The sequence below is a fragment of the Paraglaciecola chathamensis S18K6 genome, assembly GCA_000314955.1.
Lineage (GTDB): Bacteria > Pseudomonadota > Gammaproteobacteria > Enterobacterales > Alteromonadaceae > Paraglaciecola > Paraglaciecola chathamensis.
Genome location: BAEM01000014.1, coordinates 1 through 26024, shown reverse-complemented (window position 1 = coordinate 26024; position 26024 = coordinate 1). Strand labels below are relative to the sequence as shown.

17 protein-coding genes and 1 pseudogene are annotated in these 26024 nt (G+C 42.7%); 8 read left to right on the top strand and 10 right to left on the bottom strand.

What is annotated here, in order from left to right:
• The first annotated feature begins 251 nt into the window (after positions 1 to 251).
• Positions 252 to 2297 carry a putative bifunctional diguanylate cyclase/phosphodiesterase gene (locus GCHA_RS04575; protein ID WP_007985553.1) on the top strand — a complete coding sequence of 682 codons (2046 nt, stop codon included), beginning with the start codon at positions 252 to 254 and terminating at the stop codon, positions 2295 to 2297.
• Here GCHA_RS04575 and GCHA_RS04570 read toward each other — a convergent pair.
• Both GCHA_RS04570 and GCHA_RS04565 read right to left on the bottom strand, forming a co-directional pair.
• Positions 2290 to 2709, bottom strand: coding sequence for a hypothetical protein (locus GCHA_RS04570; RefSeq protein ID WP_007985551.1), 420 nt, complete (start codon positions 2707 to 2709; stop codon positions 2290 to 2292). The two genes, GCHA_RS04575 and GCHA_RS04570, sit on opposite strands and share 8 nt — an antisense overlap.
• The gene (locus GCHA_RS04565; RefSeq protein WP_007985548.1) at positions 2709 to 3908 is read right to left on the bottom strand and encodes a hypothetical protein; all 1200 of its coding nucleotides are present in this window, start codon (positions 3906 to 3908) and stop codon (positions 2709 to 2711) included. Before GCHA_RS04565 ends, GCHA_RS04570 begins: the two co-directional genes overlap by 1 nt.
• Before the next feature lie 193 nt (positions 3909 to 4101).
• Between GCHA_RS04565 and GCHA_RS04560 the strand changes: the two genes are divergently transcribed.
• The gene (locus GCHA_RS04560) at positions 4102 to 4860 is read left to right on the top strand and encodes a sulfite exporter TauE/SafE family protein (RefSeq protein ID WP_007985546.1); all 759 of its coding nucleotides are present in this window, start codon (positions 4102 to 4104) and stop codon (positions 4858 to 4860) included.
• Positions 4861 to 4893: 33 nt separating this feature from the next.
• On the opposite strand, the gene GCHA_RS04555 is transcribed toward GCHA_RS04560, so the two are convergent.
• The 3 genes from GCHA_RS04555 to GCHA_RS04545 all read right to left on the bottom strand — a co-directional run bounded on the left by GCHA_RS04555 (position 4894) and on the right by GCHA_RS04545 (position 9636).
• On the bottom strand, positions 4894 to 5313 hold the full coding sequence (locus tag GCHA_RS04555) for a hypothetical protein (protein WP_007985545.1): 420 nt from the start codon (positions 5311 to 5313) through the stop codon (positions 4894 to 4896).
• A complete protein-coding gene (locus tag GCHA_RS04550) occupies positions 5313 to 6515 on the bottom strand; it encodes a porin (RefSeq protein ID WP_039992086.1) in 1203 nt (400 codons plus the stop codon). Before GCHA_RS04550 ends, GCHA_RS04555 begins: the two co-directional genes overlap by 1 nt.
• Positions 6516 to 6723: 208 nt before the next feature.
• Positions 6724 to 9636, bottom strand: a complete 2913-nt coding sequence (locus GCHA_RS04545) for a metallophosphoesterase (protein ID WP_007985541.1) — start codon at positions 9634 to 9636, stop codon at positions 6724 to 6726.
• Positions 9637 to 9970: 334 nt separating this feature from the next.
• Here GCHA_RS04545 and GCHA_RS04540 point away from each other — a divergent pair, with 334 nt between their 5' ends.
• The 3 genes from GCHA_RS04540 (at position 9971) to GCHA_RS04530 (ending at position 14480) form a co-directional block, all read left to right on the top strand.
• Positions 9971 to 10462, top strand: a complete 492-nt coding sequence (locus GCHA_RS04540; RefSeq protein ID WP_013754904.1) for an RNA polymerase sigma factor — start codon at positions 9971 to 9973, stop codon at positions 10460 to 10462.
• Between the two features lie 83 nt (positions 10463 to 10545).
• Positions 10546 to 11502: a FecR family protein gene (locus tag GCHA_RS04535; RefSeq protein WP_007985537.1), complete on the top strand. Its 957-nt coding sequence runs from the start codon at positions 10546 to 10548 to the stop codon at positions 11500 to 11502.
• A gap of 83 nt (positions 11503 to 11585) precedes the next feature.
• Positions 11586 to 14480: a TonB-dependent receptor gene (locus GCHA_RS04530; RefSeq protein ID WP_007985536.1), complete on the top strand. Its 2895-nt coding sequence runs from the start codon at positions 11586 to 11588 to the stop codon at positions 14478 to 14480.
• A gap of 43 nt (positions 14481 to 14523) precedes the next feature.
• Here the strand turns inward: GCHA_RS04530 and GCHA_RS04525 are convergent, their stop codons facing one another.
• The 3 genes from GCHA_RS04525 to GCHA_RS22310 form a co-directional block, all read right to left on the bottom strand.
• Positions 14524 to 15390: a hypothetical protein gene (locus GCHA_RS04525; RefSeq protein ID WP_007985535.1), complete on the bottom strand. Its 867-nt coding sequence runs from the start codon at positions 15388 to 15390 to the stop codon at positions 14524 to 14526.
• Positions 15391 to 15451: 61 nt separating this feature from the next.
• On the bottom strand, positions 15452 to 18769 hold the full coding sequence (locus GCHA_RS04520) for a DUF3427 domain-containing protein (protein WP_007985534.1): 3318 nt from the start codon (positions 18767 to 18769) through the stop codon (positions 15452 to 15454).
• A gap of 1 nt (position 18770) precedes the next feature.
• Positions 18771 to 19748 carry an NUDIX domain-containing protein gene (locus GCHA_RS22310; RefSeq protein ID WP_007985533.1) on the bottom strand — a complete coding sequence of 326 codons (978 nt, stop codon included), beginning with the start codon at positions 19746 to 19748 and terminating at the stop codon, positions 18771 to 18773.
• A gap of 300 nt (positions 19749 to 20048) precedes the next feature.
• On the opposite strand from GCHA_RS22310, the gene GCHA_RS04510 reads away from it, so the two are divergent.
• Together GCHA_RS04510 and GCHA_RS04505 are read left to right on the top strand one after the other, a co-directional pair.
• A complete protein-coding gene (locus tag GCHA_RS04510; protein WP_229816552.1) occupies positions 20049 to 20543 on the top strand; it encodes a hypothetical protein in 495 nt (164 codons plus the stop codon).
• A gap of 259 nt (positions 20544 to 20802) precedes the next feature.
• Positions 20803 to 21219: an MAPEG family protein gene (locus tag GCHA_RS04505; RefSeq protein ID WP_007985531.1), complete on the top strand. Its 417-nt coding sequence runs from the start codon at positions 20803 to 20805 to the stop codon at positions 21217 to 21219.
• 117 nt (positions 21220 to 21336) lie between these two features.
• Here the strand turns inward: GCHA_RS04505 and GCHA_RS22305 are convergent, their stop codons facing one another.
• The gene (locus GCHA_RS22305) at positions 21337 to 22536 is read right to left on the bottom strand and encodes a GGDEF domain-containing protein (RefSeq protein ID WP_007985530.1); all 1200 of its coding nucleotides are present in this window, start codon (positions 22534 to 22536) and stop codon (positions 21337 to 21339) included.
• 477 nt (positions 22537 to 23013) lie between these two features.
• Between GCHA_RS22305 and GCHA_RS04495 the strand changes: the two genes are divergently transcribed.
• A complete protein-coding gene (locus GCHA_RS04495) occupies positions 23014 to 24987 on the top strand; it encodes a BCCT family transporter (RefSeq protein WP_007985528.1) in 1974 nt (657 codons plus the stop codon).
• A 699-nt stretch (positions 24988 to 25686) separates the two neighbouring features.
• Here GCHA_RS04495 and GCHA_RS23180 read toward each other — a convergent pair.
• Positions 25687 to 25821 (bottom strand): annotated as a pseudogene (locus tag GCHA_RS23180) (transposase); the annotation flags it as partial.
• Positions 25822 to 26024: the final 203 nt, after the last annotated feature.

Genomic DNA, 26024 nt, shown 5'->3' with positions numbered 1-26024 from the left:
AGCGTTAATTCGTGCGCTTAACCAAAGAGCAACAAGGTGATGGCGTCAGTGCGTCATGTTTAAAGAGAAGTTGAAAACTTAACCAATTGTTTAATATCGAATCTTTAGAATAATTATTATGCTATATAATCGGCAATGGGTTACTTTATAGCCCGCCGGAATATGCTTAATTTATGTGTTTAGTGATTGTATTTTAGCGTGATAAGCCATGCTGTTAGCTTTAAAGTGATTCGGTTGAAAGGGATAGATACATGTTGTTTAAAAGCATTAAAAGCACTACCACTATGCTCACTGTCGTCGCCATTTCATTGGTGTGTGCTGCGGTGGTTGTTTTTTCCATTGAAGAGTATGAAAGACTCTATTTAGAAACAACCAGTAGTGACTTAGATGGCTTATCAGAAAACATGGCGAACGACCTTGTTTCCTTGATTGCGTCAGAACCGGACGTATTTGAGGTCACCACTACCTTGCTGCGCTTAGATCGCTACGAAAACGTTAAATACGCAGTGGTTTATGATGATCAATGGCAGCGTATTAATGTTTACTTCGGCCCGCTTTTTGAGCCTGACGATTTTGAAGGGGATGTGCAGCTAAGCGAATTGCAACGTCGCGAATTTGGGGTGTCGGTAAAAGATGGCGAACTGATTGCACTCAAACTAGTAGGTGATACTCGCTTACCCCTAGGTTATTTGCTCATAGTGAATGACTCAGTAGGGCCATTGAATAACAGTAAGCTAACGCTGTTAAAACGCGTATTACCCTTGGTATTGTTAGTTTTGTTTATTGCGATAGTGGGTTCGTTGATGATTCAACGAAAGCTCTTTTTACCACTGAGCCGCTTGTCTCGCTTAGCGCAAAAAATTCAAGAAACCCATGACTATTCCCTTAGGATCGACATTCGCGGTAAACAAGAAGTGGCTGAGTTAAGCCGTGATATCAATAGCATGATGGAAACCATCAGCAACGAGACTGAGAAAAACAGCGAATACACCCAGCAATTAAAAGAACAGCAAAAAGCCATGGAACGTTTAGCCAACTTTGATGGTTTAACTGGCTTACCTAATCGACAATTTTTTATGGAAACCTTGCGTATAGAGTTGGCGAAGGCGAAACGCGATAAGCGCAATCTTGCCCTGATGTATTTTGATCTTGATGGCTTTAAAGGCATTAACGATTCCTTTGGGCATGAAATCGGTGATTTGCTGTTGTTAGAAGTCTGTCAGCGCACCAAAAACTTTTTACGCGAAGGTGATTTGATTTCTCGCTTGGGGGGCGATGAGTTTTTGATTTTGCTGCACAACGACCCTGACGACATTATGCTATTTGAAATATCAGAACGCATAGTTAACGGCTTAAGCAAGCCATTTGAAATCCAATCTTGGGAAATGCAAATTGGTGTGAGTATCGGTATTGCCCGGGCCAGTGATTCACATTTCAATGTGAGTGAATTTATCAGTAATGCTGATATCGCTATGTACCGCTCAAAAATGGCTGGGCGAAGCACTCATACGGTTTTTGTGCCCGATATGATGGAAGACAATAAACGTCGCCTGTTGGTGGCTAACTCTATTTCTAATGGCATTAAAAACGACGAATTCACTGTACATTACCAGGCTAAGGTTTCACCGAATGAAACCGTAGTGGGTTACGAAGCTTTGATCCGCTGGCATAGTGAACAACTGGGTTTTGTTTCTCCTGCTGAGTTTATTCCGATTGCAGAACAAAGCGGTAAGATTTTATCCATCACCAAGTGGGTTATTCAGCAGATATGCGAAGAGCTAAACCAGCTGCTAGCGTTGCATGAAGAACATGTGGTGTTATCCATCAACCTTTCTGCGCATGATATCAATAATGCCTCTCTGGTAGACTACATTCGCGCGATGTTTGAGAAATATAGCGTTGATACGTCGTTTATTGAGTTTGAAGTCACGGAATCTGCTTATTTGGAAAATTTTGACGTGGCTAACCAGTTTCTAAAACAAATTCGAGATATGGGCTGCTCAATCGCTCTTGATGATTTTGGGGCAGGCTATTCGTCACTAGGCTATTTAACGCAGATTCACTTAAATACTTTGAAAATCGACAAGCAGTTTGTAGATAACTTGAATGTCTCTAAACGTAGTACCCTAGTTACCAAAACCATTATCGAAATGGCCAAGCAGCTCAATTTACATATTTGTGCTGAAGGGGTAGAAACAAGAGAGCAAGCTGACTTTTTAATCGCCAATGGCTGTCATCAATTGCAAGGGTATTTGTTTTCTAAACCTAAGAGTTTGAAAGATATTCTGGCTAGTTGATTTTATACACAACGGTTAGTTCATCAGGTACAGGCATTCCTGCTGGTAAATAACCGATAGAGCCCTGGTGGGTTTTTAAGTACTCTAAAACCTGCTGCTCATTGTTGATTTCTTTCGGTGCTTTTTTACGCCCAGTAAAACGCATTTGCGCCCAATATGACTGAATGCGCGATTCAGTTAGGCCCACCACCTTGGTGTTAAACAACACGCGAGTGTGATTCTCTGGTGGTAGCGCCACCGCATTTAAATCATAGGACAAAGCGCCCCCCATGAAGAGGTTACGCACCTGTTGGCGGGTTAATTGAATTGAAGCGTCAGACGTGTTGGCAACAATAATGAGCGCGTCATTTGCCATTGCCGCTTTTACAGAGCCAAGAAAACTAAGTATCACTATGCAGAGGTATTTATTCATCAGAATACCCACTCTAAACCAAGCTGATACAAAATTGCACTGCCGTCAAAGTTTCCTAGGTCTCGCAGGGTAAAGTCACCACTGATTTTCTCGTCGGCGTCAATATAGGTTGCTTCTGCTTTTAGGGCTACATTTGAACGCCAATCCCAGCGTATACCAACCTTAGTGCCTGCGGACTTATCATCTAAAAAGCCGTTTGTGATGGCAACATAGCCGCCCGCAAGGGCATTTAACTGATCAGATACGCCAAATGGTATTTCGTTTTCTGGATGGTCATAGTAAAGATCGCGTTTGCTGTATGAAAGGTAAATTGTATAAGGATAAAAGTTGTAGCCGACTGAAACATAGAAACTGTCTATATCAGGCACCATGCCACTTTCGCCTTCCATTTTAGCGATTTCACTGCGCAAAAAATAATTTAGATCTTCATAGTTAACACTGAATTGATAAAACTGTATCAACCCGTTCGGGTCTAACCAATCAGCACTTCGCTCAAAACCTACTTGCCTTAACTGCTCGCCAAATTGACTCGCGCTTAGCAGCGTTAATTCAGTGTTGCCTTGGTTGTATGAAGCCCGAGCGTTCCAGTTTTTCCATGTCACGCTGGTGTTAAAGCCAAATAGCCCAGTTACCTTGGTTTCAACGCCGCCATCTGGTGAGTAAATATCATCGTCGTAATAACCCCAATATCCTTCAAGGTTGATGAGTAGAACGGAAACCGGAAACTCGTAATTGGCCAGCAATCCTTCAAAAGTTGAGAAGAATGAGGTTTCGTAAAATTGTTTTGGTAGGGTGAGCCAAGGATAAGCAAAGCCCACATCAAGACTGTCACTGTAATTAAAAAAAGGCAGACGTTGTTTGCCCAATTTTACTTGAAAAGCGTTACTCGGTTTGTACGTGACGTACAACCACTCCAACCCCGATTCACGCCGTTCATTTGTATGCCCCACCAATTGACCAGTGATAGACAAGGTTTCGTTAAATTGATAATCCGCTTGTAAGCCTAAGAGTGATTGCTCTCCTAAACTGATACTGTCGTCATAGCCTGCATATTCGGCGTTGCTATCGTCTAAATAGCCCATTACCACACGCGCAAAACCGGAGAATTGCAGGTTATCTTCTGCCTGCGCATTAGCAAAACATGTATAGCTGCCAAGCAATAAGCAGATGGCGAAAATTGGTCTAGGAAAGAACGTCATATAATAGATAATTCGATTTACAACTGTGTGAAATGCAACATCTTTGTATTAAAAATACTCTAGGATGGCTAAGAGTCAAATTCTTTTCCGGTTATCTTTGCACAATATATTAGCGGCACAGCAAAATGGGTCGAAACAACTATTTATTCAATATAGGCTATAGCCCTCTTAAGTCAGTTGTAAGCATAGTGATATGGAGTTTTTTAGCAGTGAGTTGGTCAGCCCAACGCTTTCCTTTTTTTTAATTGTTCTGGCAGGTTTCACCTCGTTTTTAACCGCAGCGATGGGCGCTGGTGGTGGCTTGTTACTGCTGGTGGTCATGGCGTCATTTTTGCCTATGGCCATTGTTATTCCTGTGCACGGTTTGGTGCAGTTGGGCTCAAACGCTAACCGAATGCTACTGACTTATCGCCATGTTGATAGCAGTATGTTGCTGTTTTTTGTGGCTGGTGGCTTGATTGGCGCGCTAATGGCATTTTTTGTGGTCAGTGATGTACCACTGGATTGGATGAAACTGTTCGTCGGCGGGTTTGTACTTTTTTTACTGTGGGGCAAAAAGCCTAGCATTAAAGAATCAAGCCCGCTTGGCAAAGCAATGGCAGGGCTGAGCACTACGTTTTTGTCGATGTTTGTGGGCGCCAGTGGCCCGTTAGTCGGCAGTTATTTGCACACCAAGGGCTACGACAAAATGCGTTTCACAGCGACGTTTTCATCTAGCATGACCATGCAGCATACCCTTAAAGCGTTAGTGTATGGTGTGGCGGGGTTTGCATTTTGGCAATGGCTGCCTTTGGTCATCGCCATGATCGCCGCAGGTGCCATCGGCACTTGGTTAGGTTTAAAACTGCTCAACAAAATACCCGCAGAGCGATTTAAGCGTATTGTGCAAATTATCTTGTCTGTTTTAGCGCTAAATTTGATGTGGCAAGCGGTGAAGGTGTTATTGACCTAGCATCCAGCTTGGCTTTGAAAGAAGATTTTGTGCTTAACGAACGGTATAAATAACAGATAACCCATCAGGAATAGGCGTGCCTGCAAGCAAATAGCCCACGGCACCCTCATGATTTTGCAAATACTCAAGCACTGACATTTCGTTTTTAATTTCTTTGGGCGCTTTTTTACGCCCTGTGAAGCGCATTTGTGCCCAGTAAGACTGAATTCGCGACTCTGTTAACCCGACTACCTTAGTATTAAATATAACCCGTGTATGGTTTTCAGGGGGCAAAGCAATTGCTTTTAAATCGTAAGGCATTATGCCGCCCATATATAAGTTTCGTACTTGCTGACGATTGAGCTTAATGGATTTATCAGAGGTATTAGCAACCACGATAATCGTTTCAGCAGCCGCCATGTGATGGGGGCAGCAAAATGCGAAAAGCAGTAGTAAGGTAGAATACACTTTCATCAAAATACCCACTCTACACCGAGTTGGTACAGCATAGCGTGACCGTCAAACCCGCCTAAATCTTTAACTGCATAATCGTTACTAATTTCGTCTTGGGCTTCTACAAAGGTCATTTCTGCTTTAAAGGCGATATTAGGTTGCCAATCCCAGCGAGAGCCTATTTTTATTCCTGTGGCTTTGTCATCAGCAAAGCGCCCTATGACGTCGGCATAGGTGGCGGCCAAGAAATCGAGTTCTGGGGTCACGCCCAAGGGGATTTCACTGGGGCGGTGGTCAAAATGCAGGTCTTTTTGGCTGTAGGATATGTAAAAGGTGTAGGGGTAGAAATTGTAGCCAGCGGAAATATAAAAGCTTTCTATGTCAGCTACTAAGCCGCCATCACTGACCATTTTAGATACTTCGCTACGCAAGAAATAGTCTAAGTTTTCGTAGTTTGCACTCAATTGATAAAACTGAATAAGCCCATTTGCATCAAGCCATTCGGCGTTATTCGCAAAACCAAATTGGCGTAATTGCTGACTAAACAGGCGCGCCTCTTCTTGCTCTATGTTTACATCACCTTGGTTATACGAAGCACGCAAAGAAAGGTTTTTATAAGCAAAGCTGGTATTGAAACCAAATAATCCAATTACCTGAGTGTTAATTTCTTCACTTGCTAAGTAGATTTTATCGTCAAAACGGCCCCAGTAGCCTTCGTAATTGATTTGCCAATCGTTAAGCGCAAATTGGTAATTGGCTAGTACACCGTCAAAGGTTGAAAAGAATGCCGTGTCGTAAAATTGTTGCGGCAGGGTTAGCCAAGGATAAGCAAAGCCAACATCTAGGCTGTCGCTGTAATTAAAAAACGGAATGCGCTGCCTGCCTAGTTTGATTTGTAAGGCATTGCTAGGGGAATACGAAATATATAACCACTCTAAGCCAGAATTACGCTGATCGTCAGTAAAGCCAACCACCTGCCCAGTGACAGACAATTCATCGTTAAATAAGTACTCGGCTTGAAGCCCAAGCAAGGATTGTTGGTTAGCACTGATGCTGTTGTCGTAACCCACATACTCAGCATTTTCGTCATCAAGGTAGCCCAGAATCACCCGAGCAAAGCCCGATAATTGGAGTTTATCCTCTGTTTCAGCGTGAAGCGTAGGCGCAACGCACAGTAACAACAACCAACAGGTATGAAATAGAGTGGATAGTCTGCGCGTCATATTTTAAATTCAAGACCTTAATGGCGGTCAAAATATTACCTATTAATCAAGGTACTATAGAGCTGCAATGTGTCAACTTCTATTAGACGAAATGGTATAGCTTTCTCGTATTTTACAGGTTAGATATAAAAAGCCCTTTGCCAACAGATTAGCAAAAGGCTTTGTTTTTCCTTTAGGTATTTACATTATTAGGTTGAAGCCTAAAACGTTATTTCTCGATAACTGCAAACTTACCATCAGTGTGAATAAAGCCCCAAATGGTGTTGCTGTCTTTTACATATCCCCAGTAGCGCTGCTGGCAGTTACTGATTTGGAATCCACCTTCTGGGTGTTGATCCGTTAAGCGATAGTAAACAGAGTAATGATCCGAATAACCGCTTTCGATATAGCACTCATCGGCAAAGGCAGGAACCCATGACTCGGTAGCTTCGTCATAACGACCAATGGTTAAATCAGTAAGGGTTTCTCCCTCTGGCGCGGCAAATACCAATGTCATGGCGTCAGCAAAATCTAGCCCATCGTCAAGGTAACGCTCTGTCCAATTGGCATCGTTACCGCTTGGATTACCGTTTACGATATCGGGATTAAGCGACGTTTCAATATCGGTACCTTTATTAAATACGCCATCACGTGTCACGTGTGTGGGGTTATTTACCTCTTCACCGTTTTGGTTAACATAGATCAACGAAGCTGACTCGCCCTGTGCTAACGTACTATTGTCAACATCCACAGTGGGTAGGCTAACGTAACCGTATTGGTCAAAGTACGAACCTTCTTGGGTCTGGTTACCGCTTATTTGTAATACATCCGATAGGGTGGTTGCATCGTCGTCTACAAACCAACTCATCGTCAATAACTCACGCAGACGTTCTACTTCGCCCACTGAAGCAGCATATGAACTGTTGTAGGTCAGGTTGTAACCGTCAATTATTGTTGCCTCTGAGCCAATATAGCCATCATCTGAGCTAGCTTTTGAGTGAGCGTAGTAGTTTTGATCGGGAGCAACAACGCGCATTGTTGCATCTGTTGTACGCGTATTTTCATCCAATACTTGCCATTCTACTTCTGCACAGGTTTCTGTGGTTACAGCGCCTGTTACCATATAATCACCACTGAAGGTACACCATGAATTTTCGGTGTAGTCATAATATGCCCCCAAGTTCATATCTACTTCGGTCAATGTATGGTCGGCAAAATATGATTTGGTGGTGATTTGACGGCCGTTTATTTCAACAACGACGAATGAAATACCATTACCTAAATCTGAGGTGACACTGGCGTAGCTTGTACCTTCACTGTTGGTTAGATTGCCACCAGTAATGGTGTCGTAGAAATTATTAATAAATAGACCTGTTTCATGCTCGTCGTGCATGCCGTATAAATCTTCATAGGCCTTCCAAGACGCATTACCCCCGATAATTTGGGTAAAGCCGTTAGCGGTATCTTTATCTTCAACCGATGGGTGAATTAGACTGCGTGCATATTGATGATCATGACCCGCCACATAGGTGACTTTGTAATCGTTAAATAAATTTAATATGTCACTCGCAAGGCCAGGATCTGCTTCATCCTGTAGCTGTAAATAACCTAACTGGCCTATGTCATAACCATTTAGGCTAGGCTCTTCTAGTTCTTCGTAGGCGCTGGTGGCTGCTTCAACTGCATTGGTATAGACCGCGATCTCCTCATCGGAAGCATCGCCGGCGACAGCATTATCTAAAGTTGCTTGCGCTTCCTCTAGCGCGGCTTCAAGCGATAAGCGTTCAGCAACATATGCATCATATATTTCTACTTGATAAGTTTGTGGACGTTTTTTGGTCGACAAAGGCTCGTGTCCAAATGCAACAATATGATCAACATCTGCCGCATTGGTTGTAATGACCTCAGTCAACCACTCGTGCAAAATAGTCCATGTGCCTCGATAAGCGCTGCTGTACAGCTCTGCAAAATAGAAGTCTAATGCGATAAACAGGGTTTTATCTTTGATCACGTAATAGACTAAGTCCTCCGCACCCGGGAAGCCAACCGCGGTTCCTGCGTCTAAATGCTCTTGAACCAAAGCGCCAGTGTACGCTTGATAGAGGCGATAGCCCTGATCGAAATCAACTTGCTCGTAGCCGTCATAGGGGTTGATGTCGTTGTACACATTGTTGACCGATTGACGTTCCCATTCTTGCTCGTTGGTAAACCAAGCCGGCCAATTCCGACCGTTTACTACTTCGTGATTTCCACGCGCAGGAAATATACTGACACCTGCATCTATAAGCGGTTGAGCGACTTTTTCCATCCATTGCACGTAATCAGATTCAGCGCGATATTCTGTGATGTCACCTGTGGCTAGCACCATATCAACGCCTAGCTCAATCATCTTATCGGTGACCGCTTCAACTAAAGGTAGCGGTAGTACTTTCCAATCAGGGCCGAAATCTTGACGATCTTCAGGGGCAACCACGATAGGCTCGCCCGCATCATCCGTTTCGATAAAAGGATGAAATGGGTCCATTACGTTGACGAGATAACTAATTCCATCTTCATCCCAGTCACCTTCTTTTACGGCGTCATTTTGGCTTTCTGTGCCTGCATCGTAGTAACCATCGCCATTGTAATCTACGCCAATGTACTCTTTTACCGCCAAGGTATTACCATCGCGGTCGACATCTGCATACACAATCATGTTGTCGTCGTCACGGCCTTGGGTGTCAGGAAATACCGCAAAACGTAAAATATTATCTGAGTCTTTTGCCAGTATGTTAGCGCCTTCTGTACCTGCGCTTCCTAATATAGGTGCGGTAGCCATCAGTGCTTCAAGTTCGGCTTGCAACGTATCGATTTCAGCCTGTAGTGCGATGACATCTTCACTGGCGGTTGAAGCGTCACTTTGTGCTTGAAGGGCTGCTAATGCTGTTTCCATTGCGCTCAGTTCTGCCTGCATAGCGTCAGCGGTAGCTTGTAAGCTTGCGAGATCCGATACGCTGGCTTCATTGAGCGTATCAAGCTGAGCTTGCAGAGCCGCTACTTGCTCCTCAAGGGCGTTAACTTCTTTGTCGTTGTCGTCGGTTAGATTACAAGCGCTTAGTACACTGACCGCGGCCAGTGAAAGTGCAAAATGTCGAAGTTTCATTTAGGGTTCCTTTATCATCCATACAGCGGTGCGTTTTTAATTTTTCTTCAAGTGTGTATTGAAGAGCTCGTGCAACTGACGCGACAAAAAGAAAAAAGGTGACAAAGTTTTTTATATTTTTTTAGAAGCAAAAATAGTCATAAACCTGTCATATTCAACCTATAAGATAAATGGTTAACTAGCTGAATTAAAAGAGTTTTATATCCTGCTGGTAGTTCGTTTGTAGATATTGGATTTAGCCAAATTAAAGCAATTCGACATACGCTAAATTCTTCTTTTAGGAATGTTTTGCACCGTTCATGTGGTGTTTACTCGTGATTAGGCAGTGACTATTGTGAAACAAAGTGACTCATTCATTTCTTTTATGCCTAGGGTGAGGCGGTTTGTTCTTAACAAAACCCAAAATACAGACGTTGCCAACGATGTTGTTCAAGAGACTATGCTCAGAACCTTTCGCTGTGCCCCGAGTGATCCTCTTCAAAGTCCACTTGCTTATATGCTAACGGTAGCGAAATCGGTTTTATCTGATCATTGGCGCGTGGAAAAAAAGCACCAAGTGGATCAAGAACTTAATGAAAGCCAAGCCCATCACACGGATATTGAATTTGAATATTTAAACAGTGAAAAAGTGCGCATTATTGCGCAACTGCTTGAGGGTATGCCCCCACTTAGGCGTAAAGTATTTGAAATGCGCCGTATTGAAGGTAAAAGTCGAGAAGAGATAGCACAGGAATTAGACTTGAGCGTTGAGGCGGTCAAAAAGCACATCAACCGTGCGATGGTTGAAGTAACCCTATGTGCAGAAAAACACGGCTGGGAATTTTAACTAAATATGTCACCTTTTTTTGCCCATTTCCGTTATAACCAAGAGCGACTCCTCTCGATAACGAATTGAACTTAAGATTGATTATGAATAAACATCGACTTGAACAAGCAGCTGACTGGCTTGACCAAGAACAAGAATTGAATGAACAACAGCAAAGCGAGTTCAAGCAGTGGTTGGCGGTGCCAGAAAATGCTAGCGCCTATCAAAAAATGAAAGGGGTGATGGCATCTGATGAGCTTACGCAAGCACTCAATCACTCGGCTGAGCAAACCGTCGTTAATATAAAGCGGCCGCTAAAAGTGACATCGTATTTAGCGTTGGCGGCATCGGTTACGTGTTTAGGTGTGTTGGTGTATTTTATGACATCGATGCAACCAGAGCAGCTTAGGGACGTTCCCGTTGCTGCCACGTCCAATGTTTATCAGCTTGAGCTTGAGTCACCACTTGCACAGCGAAGTTCAAAAGTGCTTATCGATGGCACACAATTACATCTAAACGCCAACAGCGCCGTGCAAATACAGCAAAATTCTGCACAACGCCACGTGAAACTTACCAGCGGTCAGGTTTATTTTGATGTGGCTAAAGACGCCACGCGGCCTTTTGTAATTGATGTTGGTCAAGCCAAGGTGACGGTTTTAGGCACCGCTTTTGATATTGATTACACCACTTCGCACACCACTATTCGCGTATATGAGGGGCACGTGAAAGTGCAGGCTGGGCAGAGTATTGAGTTAACTGCGGGGCAATCTCTTGCCATTTCAGGGGATAAGCTACAAATCGATGAAGATGCGCACCTTGGTATGTTACCTTCGTGGCGAAGTGGTTGGCTTGAAGCAGATGACCTGCCTTTAGCGCAGGTTGTTGAAAAGCTACAGCGATATTTACCTAAGCCTGTGGCGCTTTCTTCGTCAGAATTAGCTGCTATTCCTATCGTGGGGCGCTTTTCGCTAGACGACCCACAACAAGCATTGGCCTTATTGGCGAGTGCGCACCAACTTAGGCTGTTAGATGAGTCGAATCAGTTTGTGCTTCAGCGTTAATCGTGACTTTAATGAGGCAATTAACAGCGCACTAACGCGCAGCATAGATTGGTGCCCGCCACGGCACTGTTCGTGTTGATAACATGCTAGGCAAAACGTTACTGCTATTTGCACTGCTTTGCTCAGCCGGCACGCCTGTGCTAGCCAAAGATGCTGAAAAAAAACACTTCCTTCGCCTTAAAACAAAAACGCTTGCGCAAGCATGTCATCAGCTTTCACGCATATATGATGTGGCATTTGTTTGTGCGAAAGGGGCACATAGCAAGTCTTTAACCACAGATCTAGTAGGCAGTTATTCGATTACACAAGCGCTAAACATCCTACTAAGGGATACCGATTACGCCTATCAAATGACACCCGATGGCATCATAGTTACGAGTAAGCCGGCGGCTAAACATAACCGCCAAAATACGGTTATCGACGAGGTAGTGGTGATGGGCATTCAAGCGTCACTGACGCGGGCTCAAACCTTAAAAAAGGCCACCACAGAGATTTCAGATGCCGTTGTTGCACAAGACATAGCAGCCTACCCCAATATCAACACAGCTGAGGCATTGCAACGAATACCCGGTGTTGTTATTACTCGCGAAGCGGGGGAAGGGCGTCAAGTATCCTTACGTGGGCTTTCTGCTGACTTCACCCTTGTGACTGTAAACGGCATGCCGGTATTAGCCAATAATGACTCCCCCATGGACAGCCGCGTACAAAAGCAACATGATCGTTCCTTTGACTTTAACCTTTTTTCTGCCGAGCTATTTAGCCAGACTCAAGTGTTTAAAGCTTACTCTGTTGAGCAACCAGCTGGTGGTTTAGCGGGGACCTTGGCACTACGTACAACACGACCCTTCGACCGAGAAGGTTTCAACTTTGTAGTGACACCGCAAGTGAGCTACAACGAATACACTAAACAGCCCGCAGAGCGAATCACTAGTATGGTGTCGAATACGTGGGGTGATTGGGGGGCTATTTTATCTGTGTCATACGGTAAACGCTGGGTAGAAGAGCAGGGAGCGAACACCATTCGTTGGCGGCAAATCGCTTTACCTGATAACTCGCTCTCATTGCTGTCGCCCCAGCTGCAATCTACCTTGGCCCAAGGTGATGTCATTATCCCTAGGGGCAACCGGTATTCCGTATGGCGCAGTGAGCAAAATCGATTGGGGATCGGAGGAGGGCTAGAGTACAAAGGCCCGAAAGGGCATGTGAATTTAGATGTGCTGCACGCAAAACTGGATTCACAACGCGATGAATTTCACTTATACCCCAGAGGATATGAATCAACCCCTATTATTAGGGAGTTAACCCAATTGACCGACGCCGAAATTAACCACAAAAACGAACTGATATACAGCCGTTACCAAGATGCACGGGTTGCCACGGAAAGTCGTTATCAGCAAACAAAAACCGACTACGATCAAGTTGTTCTCAGTGCGGCGTTTACCTTATCCCAATACACCCACTGGAACATATTACTTGGCGAAGAGAAATCGAGTTTTATTATCCCCATCAGCAATAAAATTTATACTCGCGGGGTTAGCGATGTCAGTGTAGATTATCGTGATGACCGTTACTTTGCTGATATCCAATATGCTAGCAATTTACGCCAAGACAGTATGTGGTACATGAATGAAATCGACCTAGAAGAATATGCCTCAGCCACACACTACCGACATGCTAAAACCGCTGTTAATCAAACATTTTTTGATAAACTGAATATTGAATGGGGCTTGGATTTTAATCGTTTTACGACATTTTCATCTTCTACATATCAATCAGACTTGTTAAAAGAGCTGTGGGCAAACACAGAAACCGCGTTACCTACAGGAATGACGCGTCTGTTAAGTAGCCACTCCAATGCCAGTTGGTTAGGCTTGAAAACGAATCAAGCGATTCAATCTTTTTCCCTAAACCCCTATGACTTAGCCGCAAACCCTTATGCTATACAAAACAATACGACTCGATTAAGAGAAGACAAAAGCGCGGCTTATATTAGCGCTAAGTGGCAAACAGATACGTTGACCATACAAGCTGGTTTACGTTATCAAAAAGAGAAAATCAGCGTGACTCTTGATTCATTTGAGGCGTGTTGTTCAACCGCAAAACATCAACAATGGTTACCTAGTATAAACCTAGCGTTTCAACCTAACGCACAATTGATAATGCGTTTAGGCCTGTCACGCAATATAGGGTTTCCGTCGTTCGAAGATTTAAGCAGCGCGTTAGCTTACGATGAGCAAAATAAAATTGTGTATGGCGCGAATCATCAACTAGCGCCATATACGTCAGACAATGTTGACATCGCTATTGAACGTTACATCGAACAGCACACTTCTATGTCAGTGAGTGTTTTTTATAAAAATATAAGCGATTTTATTGTGCCACAGGCCACTGAAATGACGTTTGGCGAAGCAAACTTGCCTAACCTTTGGGCTGATACCGACTTAGACTCAACAACCTTAATTACCTTGGTAAATAAAACCAATCAGGAACAGGCAAGCATCGCTGGTATTGAAACCATGGTGCGCTATGAACGCCCAGATCTACCCAAACCTTGGGGGAATATGGGAGTTGTTGGTCACTATACGTTTATTCAGGGAGAAATGACCTACTACAACGAATTTAACGGACAACCTTTGTTTGATAAAGCCATGCCTAATCTATCTAAACACACAGGTTCACTCACGCTGTACTATGAAACGGAGCGCTTCAATGCGCGTCTTTCTGCGACGTATCGAGACAGTTACATATATCGGGTTAACAGTGCGAATCTAAACGATGAAGACGAAACAGGTTTTCACCCATCTACCTATCTTGATGCCAGCGTGCGTTACAAATTGAATAGTCAGTGGCAACTACAAGGTGAAGCACTGAATTTAACAAATGAACGCGAAGAGCAATACACTAGCTCACAAGATAGGGCGTACAACTCAACCACCAGTGGTAGAACGTTTTATTTAGGGGTGAATTACCGTTATTAATCAGTAGCTAAATAAGTACTAAGTTAATCTAGTATTTAAGCGTTTAATTACCTCTAGGACGCATAAAATGAATCTTTTTACGCCGTGCTAATAAGTGGTCATTAGGGCAGTACAGCTCGCCCAATATCCAGCCACCTTGGCCACCATCCACGGCTTTTATATCACTCGCGTCATAAACCGTGTCACAGCTTTTACAATGCACTTGCCCTTTACCCGCTTCAATCATATCGGCGGCGATATACTCAAAACGGTCAAACGAAGTGGGCACCACGTTACACACAAAAAGCGCCGGGTCGTAAGTGCGTAACCAACGATGAATATAATGCTCTTGGGTGTTTGGAAGACTAGGCGTGTTAACCCAACTGCTTGTTTGCGAGTCAATTTCAGCTTCGCCGTCACTCGCCTCGCGCTCAGCATCAGGGCTGTCGTTTGCGCTGTCGGTATCATCGAAAGAAACCGGCTTAGGGTTTAGCTTATCGAAAACCAAGGGTAGCAAATCAACGGTTTCAAAAATAAAACGCCCATCGAGCCTTTCACCGTAAATATCAGTGCCCTTGTACATAATATGCGAGCCACACTGAGGCAGTGTATCTACAAATGAGAGCCATTCTTGATGCAATGTTTGGGCTTCACGCTCGGCATCGCGCGCGCTGTTTTTCACTATGTTTGGGTCAACTGGCCTCGGCTCAGGCATCACAAACTCTGGTTCAGTAATAAAACGTGTTTTGGCTTCACTTTTAAACCACTTCCAGAACAACACAGGCCACACAAAGATATAGGCAGTTGCTCGAATCAGCATAAGGTTGAGTGACGCGGGAATATCCACCCTGTCTTTGTACAGCCACCAATAGCCCACAAACACAAAAGCAGAAAATAACCCAATCGAGAAATAGAAATTGAAAAGATACACAGTGTTGTTACTCCTTTAACGTACTGAAAACCCTGAGGTAAGTGTTCTTTATACAGATTGCTTATTCACCTAGTTGGAAATAATCAAACAATTTAGTTGGTAAAGGCTTTTGAAGCTTCCAAGTTACATTCATGGGGGCCTCACCTTGATGCGTTTGATAATCTAATTTACCAAGATAATAAAATGGTGATGCTGTCCCAGCTGTTAGTTTATTTTTTCTAACAAAAAGATGAACGTTCGAGTGCCTTTGGATTGCAATACCTTTAGCGCTATCACTGCGCGTGCGGCCCTGACTTTGCCAATGGAATGTTGATGGATCGACAAAATAGTCATGGTATTGGTGTTCAGTTGCTTTACCTTGCTTATTGAGTGTGACTAATAAAAATTGTTCGTCACATCCTTTAGGTCTTATATGGCCTGCTTCCCATAAGCCTTTGTTAAATTCTAAGCCGAATATGGGAGGAATATTTTGGCGCATAAACTCACGGTGAATAAATATATCGGCAGGGTCAAGTACTGATTTAAGGAACGCTAATGGCTTCATTTCCTCATTTGCAGCCATCGGCTCATAATCCGGGTTTTGAGCAATTAACTGATATTGTTGATTGCCTGTTTTAGATATGTTTCTTAATAAATACTGATCATCACCTGTCATGTCATAACGTTCAATTGCAACTGTTTTTCCACTTATGCTGCCAGCGTGTTCGGGACTAAAGAGTTCCAGTAACAGTAAATCCCCGTGTTTAATCGGGTGTTTTCCACCATTCATAGAGTCGCCGGTCGCATTCGCTACGAAATGCTTAGTGGGATCTAACTTACCATAAGATTCAGGCACATCTATCGTTTCAATAATTTCGTGCTCACTACTTTTAAAGTGACCGCACGCAATTTTTAAATCAGTAAAATAGGGAATCGATTGTTGCGAAGATACGTCGAGCTCAAATATATTTGGAGCACTGCTCTCAGACGCTTGTGTTTTAGAACTCAAGCGTTGCTCGTACTGTAGGAAACGATAATTTACGAGTTCTTGTATCATTACTGAAAACACATCCTGCGTATTTTCAGCTATTTCAAATAATGTTTGGAATTCGTTATCTTCAACTGCGAAAAAGGATGCGGTGGCATTACTATTACCTCCGATCCAAGCGTTTACTGGGTTATTTCTCCAGTAACGCGCCCACTTAACCCTATCAATTTCAGTTTTATTCCTAAATTCATCTGGGATATCGACTTGCAAAAGAGGGTGACGTTTAAATATCTGAAATGAGCGTACAGCCAAAGAATCCAATGGCGTTGGATTCGTAAACCCTTCTAACTCGAGCATAGCTTCAAGTAGAACAAGCTTAAATGATTTGGTTAATCTAGTTGTTTCTACTTCCAATAGAATTGGTTGGAGGCTACTGAAAATAAGCCCCTCAGTATGCGTCAAGTCTTCTTGGTGTTGAACAAATGCAAACCAGCTCCCGTGCTCTTTGCGCACACGATCAACAGCTCCGCCTGCATGGTAAAACTCAGATAAAGACGGCCTTCTGCCTAAGGATTCTTTGAGGCCTAGGTATACATCAATTTGAGTATCAAAATTGTTATCTATTAATTGCTGTAAAACGTCTATTGCGGATAGCTCTATGTTAACAAAGCAGCCTCTTGGTAACTGTAATGCACCATTCTTCAAAGTGGAAATAAATGCTTTTCGAGCATCGTTTGTGATCCCTAATTTGAACAGAGAGTCAATTTTTCGGAAAAAACTGATGTGGTTACCGATGAAATCTAAAATAACTAAATGTTCTTTATTGGTTTCGCTAGATCTGCGTAACCCCCTACCCAGTTGCTGTAAAAAAATGATTTTCGAATCAGTTGGGCGAAGCATCATTACAGTATCAATTGAAGGGAGATCAACCCCTTCATTAAACAGGTCTACTGAAAAGATTATATCTATCACACCCGTTTTAAGCTGCTCGAGCGCGACATTTCTAGGCATTTTAGAGTTACTGTGTACCGAAACGGCTTTTACTCCGTTTTGTATGAAGTAGGCGGCCATAAAATCGGCATGTTTAGTCGAAATACAAAAACCTAGCGTTCTACTCTGTTTGTGTTTTTTCCAATATTTTAAACTGTGTTTTGCACGGCCAGTAGTAGCTAATTTGTTTTCAAGTTGTTCTGGATCGAATTTTCCATTGCGCCAGCTGATTTCTTTATAATCAATAACATCTTTAATACCCCTATAATCGAATGGACATAGAATTTCCGATTCAATTCCTTTAAATAAATCATATTCAAATACAAGATTATCGTCACAAAGAGAGTAAATATCTGACTGGTCAGTTCGTTCCGGAGTGGCGGTTAATCCCAGCATGAATGTGGGCGTAAAATATGAGAGTAATTTCTGGTAGCTATTAGCTGATGCGTGGTGGAATTCGTCAATGACAATATAATCAAAGTCGCTTGGGCGAAATTCTTGTAGGTGCTGCTTTTTGCCTAAAGTTTGAATTGAGGTAAATAGTAAATCGACGTTTTTTTCTTTGGAAGCTCCAGAGTATCGGCCAACCCTACGATTTGGAAACATTCTATTAAATGTTTTCTCTGCTTGAGCTAAAATTTCTTCCCGGTGAGCAACAAACAAAACTCGTTTTGCATCTATCTGCCGAGCATCGAACGCTGATAACCAGGTTTTGCCTGTCCCTGTAGCCATTACGACTAATCCTCGTTCATAGCCTTTTTTTCGAGTTTCAGATAGAGCCGTTAATGCTTGGAGCTGAATGATATTTGGTTCTGGAGTTGGCACAAATTCTTCATTTTCAGAATCGGCTACTAGTTTGACTGCAAGTTTGGTTGGGATCCGCGCCTCGTACTCATCAATCCACTCGTGGCTTAATACTACACATCGTGGCTCAAGGTATAGATTTTCATATTGCGCTTGTACTGCTTTGAATTTCTCGGGCTCGGTCCTCAATGCAATGCTGAGATTCCACTCAAGACCGTCCTGTAGCGCTGATTTAGATATATTGCTTGAGCCAATAAAAGCACAGCCGTCAATGTTCGGGGCCCCAGCATTTTCTATAAAAATATACGCTTTCATGTGAAAGCTTTGTTTTGCTTTGGATTCAAATACCTTGATTTGTGCACCACGGGACTGCAGTAAAATTAACTGACGTAATGCTCTTGGTTCAGTAATGCCCATATAATCCCCAGTCAAAACTCGCACTTCTGCGCCGCGCAAAAGCGCATCTTCTAATGCAGAGAAGATTAAATTCAGTCCAGACTGGCGTATAAAAGCAGCTGCAATGGCAATAGATGAAGCATAATTAATTGCTTGCAGTAAGCTTGGTAAGAAAGGATCGTTGCCACCCACAGTGAGATGTCTATCTGGGAATGCACTCATTTTAAATTGCCACCTTACGACAAAGAATATTTACCCAAACTTGAACTGAATTTCGTAACGGTTTGGTTTCTTCCCAACATTCGATTATCTCGAAGCCAGCTTGTTGTTTAAATAGAGAAGTTAATTGACTGGTGGTGTAATTATTAAAGAAGCGCCCGCGAGCATCACAAGATTCGTCTTTGCCCAATTTAAAGGAAGCGTACAATATTCCCCGTGAGATTAGAGAATGATGTATTTTGTTCAATACATCTAATATTTGGCTTTTAGGACAATGTAGTAAACTAGCACACGCCCAAACACCATTGAATTGGTTATTATAATCAAGCTCTTGAAACAGCTTTACTTGTACCGGTTGGTTTATATGCTTTTCTGCAATTTTAGCTAGATTAGCGCTACCATCTAAGGCTGTAACGGTAAAACCTAGATCAATAAAATGGGCAGAGTCTCTACCTGCACCACAGCCTAAATCTAATATATGCGCATTTTCGGGAAGTAAATTGAGAAATTTCGGATATAAGTCTTTCATATCAATATGTTGTGTTTCATCTGCGTATGGTTGCGCAAATTGCTGATAAAACTCGGTAAGGCTTATAATTGATTTGAATGATTGAATAAGCGGTATATCTGCTTCAGCCCAATTGAGAGAGTCTAATTCTACAGTTGAAAGCCACTTAATTTGATCATGATCGTTGAGCTGTATTTGACCACTTAAATGCTCTACTTGGAAAGCCATGAGGTGAATAGTTTTGCTGTCGTAAGCATGATAGTTGTCTCCCACATAATTAACTATACGGGTATCAATACCGAATTCTTCTTTGAGTTCTCTAACTAAACAACTTTCAGGAGTTTCGTTTGGCTCGACTTTCCCCCCCGGGAATTCCCACAGACCAGCCAGATGAAGCCCCGGCTTCCTGCGTGCGGCAAGAACTTTGTTATTTTTAACTATTATTCCGGCAGAAACTTCAATAGTAGATGTCATGAAAAAGCCGTTGTCCTTAACTTTAATTTCTTTGCTCCAGGTTAACTTATTTCATTTTTTGTTGCTAATACAAAGAGTTCAATAATCTACACGCTAACTAAATACACACGAAGAATACTTTGTTAACTTGCTGAGAATGAAAAGCTACAACTTTCCAATATTGAAATTCCTTTTGAAAAATATACCAATCATGTTTTTCGGATACTTAATTTACCGTTTTTGGCATTGAAGCTGACTGAAGCTCTGACATAATCGACTTTCTCAAGGTCGTTTACAGGATGTATTTGAGTGAAAGTGTTAATGTCAGTTTTGATCGTATTTGTTGTAACCAGCGCTGATGTGAGTGCGAAGTGCGACTACGAAAAGGAGAGAGCAGATTACTGGAATAAGAAGCTCAAAGAAAAAGTGACGGAGAGAAGAAGGGAACGACATCGCGAGGCTAAAAACGAATTTTTAGCCTGTTTACGAGATGATAAGAACGACGAACAATCAAACAGTAGTGCTAACTCGATTTACTTTAGTGATAGCAGGCAATCGTCAGTTTACCGCTCATCTAGCAGCTATCAGCAAAAACGCTATCCACAAACCATGAATGTGCAGATCTCAAATTACGCGAATTTCGATGGGAAGAAAAAATTAGCATGGCAGCGCTATTTTAAAGAGTCACCCCAGTGTTTATACAACAGCGGAAACATGAAAGTCTTTGTGGCCTGTTCAAAAATTCGCAAGCGAGAGCTAAAGGCATTCAACGCTAGATGGAATGAGAAGACCGGCCAGTTGAACCCAGTCGATTAGCTTTATACTTTAAAAATTGCATGCGAATAGCAAAGACTTTTTTGTTAAAGACTCTGCACTTTTAATTAAAATCTCGCCCTCAACTGACGGCTTTCCGTGAACTTGGAGCGGTGGTAATTCTTATAATTAACCTGTAGCACTTACAGTAAAACATCGATAAAGTCGTTTTAATAATTTATGTATCAATGACTTATATTGGGCATTAAGATTGCTAATGCTTGTGATGTAATACTCATAAATTTATCAAGGGAAAGTAACAATGATCGATCTTACCTATTCCTCATATACGGCGTTTTACTTATATTTAGTGATGCTACTAGTGCAGTGGGCGGTCGCGACGTTTAGTAAGGCAAAGCAACCAAATGCGATCCCTGGGAAGATAGATGAAAACTTATCTCACGATAGTTTTGTGTTCAGGGCGCATCGTACTTTCCAAAATACCCTAGAGAACAGTGCCCTGTTCGTTGGTACGGTACTTTTCGCATTTCTTCTAAATATGCAAAGTCCAGTTTTTGCAATTTGTGTGTGGGTATATTTAGCCGCAAGAGTAGTGCATATGGTGTTGTACTATGTAATTTCGACGGAAAAGAACCCCAGCCCACGTACCTACTTCTTTTTGATTGGTCTATTGGCGAATGTGGTTATGTTAGTAATGTTGGGACTAAGGCTAATCTAGCAACAGCTTGTTAGCATGTCACCCGCGTGACTCCTTAGCATGACATCTGGCACCTTAACATGACATCTGCGATACGGCCGGCTTCGTTGCGCGTTATCGTGACACCCATGATATAGGCTAAGCGAGATGTGAGTGTTCCAGCGCAGATGAGTAGAGGACTGCTTTTTGTGGTTCACCAGACACTTTATTTCTTCCGGTTTTTTTCGAGTGATAAAGAGCTTTATCGGCTCTTTCAAGTGTTGCTTCCCAAGTTTCATCGTCTTCTGAAGATATGGCAAAGCCAACACTGACTGTAATTTCGAGCGGGCCGCTACTGGCATTGAAATTAGTTTTTTCAATTGCTTTACGAACACGCTCAGCTATTTTGTTTAGTTCGTTAACGTTTGTGTCGCTAACTAATATGACAAATTCTTCCCCACCTACTCTGAAACAGTAATCAAAGCTTCTCATGAGATCTTGGGTCGCTTTACTGATCTCTATTAATACTCGATCTCCTGTCGCATGGCCGTGGTTATCGTTTACGTGCTTGAAGTGATCAATATCAAACATGATAAATCCAAAGTACCGTTTTTTCCTTTCAGCTATATAGAATTCTTTCAGTGCTGCTTTTGACAACGCTTCACGGTTTAATAAATTAGTGAGGTAATCGGTCATTGACGCTTCTCGGAGCAACACTTCTTTCTTCCAGAACACAATAATCGCAAAGCTTATGGTCAGCAAAAATATGAACCCGATGATCGCTAAGTTTCCGGACGTTTGCATAAATTGATTACCAATAAATTCTAAACGAACATTTTCTGCCAACATCAATACCGCTCGTATTATTAACTGCGTGATAAACAAAAATAAGATTGCCATTAGTGGCCAATAAGCTTTGCCTATTTTGTCCTTCTTTCTTCGCCATAGTGCGACCAAAGCAGAAACGTTAAGTGCAAATATCATCGGATAAAATATAAAAATCCTCATTTCGACTGATTCTGCAATCATAGGAATGTGATGTAACGGAATAGGAATTAAAAATATTGCTAACGTTAGGGGCCACGTTGAGCGGCCATGGAGGCACCTATGAACACCGCTATAAATAGCTGAATGACCAGCTAAATAGAATGCGTTCCCCATTGCTGGGTGGATAGTGGTGGGAAGATCGAAATTAAGAGAAAATATGGCAAGTACGTTTGACGACATAAAAAATATGCCTGCCATAGCCCAATCCACCAAGTATTTTTCCGTTTTGTCGGTGGTGCGCAAAATTACCATGGTTAACGTCATGATAGCGCTGGCTAGAATTGTACAAATAAATAAAGTAAGAGCGTCCATTAGTTGCCTGTATAGCCTAATTTAATCCATTAAACGTGAAGTTATATCAAATGAAACAATGCTTTGGCAGGTTACTTTATTTGCCTTTCTATAACAACAACTCGAAAAACTGAATTCGTTTACAAAATTATCAAGACACCCATGATAAAAAGCGTTGTAGATGTTTTCGAGTTATCAAGACACCCATGATAAATGAGGTGCGCTTTCATCGAAGTAATAAAGATGGGTGTCTTGATAAATAATAAGCATGGTGTCTTGATAAATAGAAAGTTTAGTAATTGAGCACGACAACTATCCCGATATCGTTGCAGTCTTTGTTTTCGGTTACAGCCAAGTTTATGTTTGCCAGTGATTTTCTCTCATACTTTTGACTTTTAAATTCCAGCCATTGGTTGTGGTACTATGAGAATCCAAAATCAGAACAAGCTGTAGCGCTTTTGCGTTTTTAATAGCAGCGCATGAAATAAGGTAATTATATTGAACCCTATCGCCTCATCTAGTCATCTGAATAAAATCGTATTTGTTGGCGCATCCAGCGTTATAGTTGCACTACTCCTTTTTGCTTTGGGCTCGCCTGAGTTTGCGGACCAAACCTTTTCTAAAGTTCAAACGGCGATCGTTGATAACGGCAGTTGGTTTTACGTACTTACCGTTGCCGCAATTTTAATTTTCGTTATGTATTTAGCTATCTCTCGGCATAGCCAAATTAAACTTGGGCAGGACCACGCAGAGCCTGATTATTCGTTTATATCTTGGCTTTCCATGTTGTTCGCGGCGGGAATGGGAATCGGCTTGATGTTCTTTGGTGTCGCCGAGCCATTAATGCATTTTTTGGCGCCGCCTACCGCAACACCGGCAACAATAGAAGCTGCGCGCGAAGCGATGAAAATGACGTTCTTCCATTGGGGGCTGCATGCTTGGGCGATATATGCAGTGGTCGCATTAATTCTGGCTTATTTCAGTTACCGGCACAATTTACCGCTCACGTTGCGTTCGGCGTTGTACCCCATTATCGGGGATAAAATTTATGGCTGGCGCGGTAACTTGGTCGATATTTTCGCTGTAATCAGTACTATCTTCGGGGTCGCTACATCACTTGGCATTGGTGTTACGCAAATTAGTTCGGGCCTTAACTATTTATTTGATTTTCCTATTTCTGCCCCTTATCAATTGCTGTTAATTCTGGCAATTACTGGCTTGGCGATTATTTCAGTGGTCAGCGGGTTGGATAAGGGGATCCGCATTTTATCTGAATTCAATATGTTGCTGGCCGTTGGGTTGTTGCTATTCATCTTGTTTGTAGGCCCTACGGTATTTCTATTGCAAGCTATGCTGCAAAACACGGGCGCGTATCTGTCAGATATTGTGCGTAACACGTTTAACCTTTTCGCGTATGACAAGAAAGACTGGCTAGGTGGTTGGACTATCTTTTACTGGGGCTGGTGGCTAGCTTGGGCACCTTTCGTTGGTGTGTTTATAGCGCGTATATCAAAAGGCCGCACGATACGTGAATTTATTATTGGCGTGATCTTAATTCCGTCTATGTTTACGTTGGCATGGATGACAATTTTCGGTAATAGCGCCATCGAATTGGTGTTAAATCAAGGCAGTACAGAGCTGGGTAAATTGGCCACTGACAACACGCCTGTAGCGCTGTTTTTATTTTTAGAGAACTTCCCTTGGTCGAATGTGATATCCGGCGTGGCGGTGCTGATGATAGTGGTATTCTTCGTTACCTCATGTGATTCAGGGGCCATGGTAGTGGATATGTTGTGCTCGAACGGTAGGAATGACACGCCGGTATGGCAGCGTATTTACTGGGCTGGTGGGGTAGGTTTAGTGGCTGGTATATTACTTATGGCCGGCGGGTTAAGTGCCTTGCAAACGATGACAATCGCCAGCGCGCTTCCATTTGCCGTCGTGCTCATTATTGCTATGTATGGTTTGGTCAAAGCGCTGCGAGTTGAAGAATACAAGCGCGAGAGTATGACACTGCACGCACCCTCTGTTCAGCACACAACAAATACAGATAGCTGGAAGGAACGCTTGCAGGTTATTGTGGATTTTCCGAATAAAGCGGCGGTTGAGCGATTTGTAGAGCACCGCGTAAAGCAAGCATTTACAGCTGTTGCCGAAGAGTTAAATGAAAATCAGATAGACGCTGATATTACCCAAACCGACGAAGCGGTTATTTTAACGGTTAAGCACGGCGAAGACGCTGAATTTATCTATGCGGTCTACCCAACCATTCATCTTCTGCCTGAGTATAGCCAATCAGCAGAACAGGTTGCAGCCGACTCAAACGACGAGCACACGTATTATCGAGCCGATGTTCATTTGAGCGAAGGTGGGCAAAACTATGACATTATGGGTTGGTCAAAGGTCGCTGTTATCAACGATATTATTGATCAGTATCATCGTCACTTACATTTCCTGCATATAGCCGGGTAGTCTGCAGACTTGAGCTTTTCACTATGGCAAAGCTCAGTCCTTTAAGGGCTGATACCTGTAAACGCTTAGGTATTGTGCAATTAATAATTGGGAAACCGGCGATATGTTAGCCGGTTTTTTTATATCTAAATTTATACCTAGCAAGCATGCTTTAGGCGACTGTGAATTTCGTGCATTAGCTGAAATTTTGCATGCGGTAGATACTGCGACCCCCATGATAGAGGTCAGTTTAAATAGCATTACCGTTCAAATAGCATGACACCCATGCTTTGAGAGCAGAAGTGTTGATGCCATCCATAGTGTTATCGTGACAGTCATAGTAATACCATTCCACGTTATTAAGTGATGACTCAGTGAGAGTTTAAAAGGGCTTAAACAAGGCGGATGACTGACAGCTCTTTATTAAAAGAAAGCTAGTTCTCTTTCGAAGTCATGCTGGTATAAGAGCGCTCCTAGTGATTTGAGTTTGAAGGCGCAGAACAGCAAACATTTAGCCTCATTTATGTAAACGATGATAACGAACTAGAACCTCATCAGTATTCCAGTTATCAGCTAAAGATTTATCAACACAAAGCACGATATGAGTCTACTTCAGGCATCCTGCCTTACGCCCTTCGGGCCAGCTAAAGCGGCTGTAAAGAGCGCCGGCATTTTTACCAATTATCCATGACTGCATACGCGACAATACCTAGCCGCGCTATTGATCGCGAACACAGTAGCTAAAAATAATAAACGCTCCTCTACCAACTCGCGACGATGCTCATAACTGTGGTCTCAATAATTGTCTGTACCGCATAGAAATGACCGGTGTACGCAGCGTGAAACGCAGAGGTAATTATCATGGGTGTCCCGATAAGGGAATTATCATGGGTGTCCCGATAAGGGAATTGTCATGGCTGTCCCGATAAGGGAATTATCATGGGTGTCCCGATAAGGGAATTATCATGGGTGTCCCGATAAGGGAATTATCATGGGTGTCTCGATAAGGGAATTGTCATGGGCGTCTCGATAAGGGAATTAGCATGGGTGTCCCGATA